We start from the raw sequence: 2,136 nt of genomic DNA on the forward strand, positions 1-2,136 counted from the left end.
AATCAACGTGTCGAGTCGGTGGCGATGGTGTCCGGGGGCGGTATGGCGGCGAGCAGGTCTGCGGCGCTGCGGTATCGGGTGGTTGCGGTGGTGATGGTGATCCCGTCGTGTTCCAGAAGGGGCCGGACTTGGAGCAGCGCGGTGCCGATGGTGCGTGGGCTGACGCCGAACAACTCGGCCAGTACCTCGCGGTTGCATAGCCGGCGTTGATGCAGCACGGTCGCGAGAACCCGGTCGGCGTCGGTGATCTTCTGTAGGAACACCCCGCCGCGGGCGCCGGGCATGCGCTCGCCGCCGCGTCGGGTGTGGCGATGCCGTTCGACCGAGGCTGCCTGTCGCGGCGCGAGTCGCTCGACGAGGGCGTGTAGTTGTCGTCGGCTGAGCCCGGTCAGCGTTGGGCTGGACAACCTCTCGGACAGTTGCGCGGGTGGTTGCGCCCGTGGAACAGGGGTGTGGTGGAGAAAGTCTCGGAAAGCCGCAGGCGTGGTGAAGCGCAGCCGGGTCGAGGTCGCGACGCGGTGTTGGTCGAGCAGGGTCCGGGTGTCGGCGATCACCTCGCCGATGGTGTTGGGGTTGACCTCCAACAGTTCCGACAGGACCCGTTGTGAGCAGACCTGCCGTAGGTAGAGGATCGTGATCAGGACGCATGCGGCGTCGGTGAGTAGGCGTTTGCCGCCTGCTCCGGGGGCTCGGCGGCGTCGGCCGCCGCGTTGTTCCCAGCAGCGTTGCGCCGCGCGAGCAGCTTGAGCCGGAGCCAAACCTGCGGCTAGATCCGCCAGTTCGTCGCGGGTCATTCCGGTCAACCGCGGGTCGGTGAGCAGTTTCAGGAACTCGGCCCGATGGTGGGCACGGCGTTCGGCGGTGGCCGGGATCTCGGCCGATGCCGGGTGGACGGTGTAGTTCCAGGCGCCGTGCCAGTCGTGTGGGAGCACGGGCAGCGCCTGGAACTGCTCTGTGTTGATCGCGATCCCGAGTGGATAGTCGCGGGTGTCGAGTTCGGCGTGGACACGCAACCCGGTGCGGGTGTGTGCCGAGGCGATGGTGTTGACGACCACCTCGTGACTGGTCAACGGGCGGCCGCGCCAGTTCATGGATCTGGGAGAACAGGCGGTGCTCGATCTTGTTCCATTTGCTGGTGCCGGGCGGGAAGTGGCAGACCGTGATCGCCAGACCGGCTTCGGCGGCCAATGCCGCCAGTTCGGCCTTCCACAGCCGATAGCGGTGACTGTTGGATCCGCCGGCGTCCGCGGTGATCAACAGCTTGCTCGCCCGCGGGTAGTCGAGGCATCCTCTCCCCTGCCACCAGCGGCGGATCGAGGCCACGGCGAACGCGGAGGTGTCGTGGTCCACGCCGACGTTGACCCATCCGGCGTCGGTGGCCAGATCGTAGATGCCGTAGGGGATCGCCCGCTCGACATTCGGGCCGGTGAAGAAGCTGTGGTCTTCCACCTCGACTGGTTCTCCCCGTGGTCGCCACTCCCGCCCGGCGTTGGGCAGTCGGCCGAGTTGTTCCTTCTTCTTCGAATCGACGCTGATGACCGGCTCACCGGCAGCCTGATGCGTCCTGACCTGCTCGTTGATATAGCGGAACTGGCCGTCTCGATCAGGGTGCTGCTTTCCCTCCAGCGTCTTGGCGTTGGCTTGAAGACTGAACCCATTGTCCTGCAACAGTTTCCTTACTGTTGGCGCGGACACCGGATGCCCCTGGCGGGTCAACTCCTCTGCCAGGTGCCGCAACGACTTCGTCGTCCACCGCAACGGCGACTCCGGATCACCACGCTCATCGGGCTCGACCAGCCCCACCAACGCCGCCACGAGCTGCGGATCGACCTGTCCGGCGGGCTTGCGGCCCCCGCCTGGACGTCGCACCCGCCACCGCGGCAGTGGTGGCTCGCCGGACTCCAACTCGAAAACACCCTTGCGGATCGTGGTTTCGCTGACACCGGCGACGCGGGCCACCGTTCGCACGCCGCCGTGGCCGAGCAACCTGGCCTCCGTCGCCAAGGCCAGACGCCGTTGGCGTTCGTTCAAATGCGGCAACAACACCTCGAACCGCTGCCCAAGCCGCTCCTCGATCCCCGTCAACACCGCCATAACACACCGAAACACCATGCAGCACAGACCAACCCGTTACTA

Annotated in this window: 1 pseudogene; it reads right to left on the minus strand. The window is 66.5% G+C overall.

The window, feature by feature from the left end:
- Positions 1-2 precede the first annotated feature (2 nt).
- A pseudogene (locus ON30_RS27965) lies at positions 3-2,094 on the minus strand (ISAzo13 family transposase).
- Positions 2,095-2,136: the final 42 nt, after the last annotated feature.

This window comes from Nocardia takedensis NBRC 100417, assembly GCF_000308695.1.
In the GTDB taxonomy this organism is placed as follows: domain Bacteria; phylum Actinomycetota; class Actinomycetes; order Mycobacteriales; family Mycobacteriaceae; genus Nocardia; species Nocardia takedensis.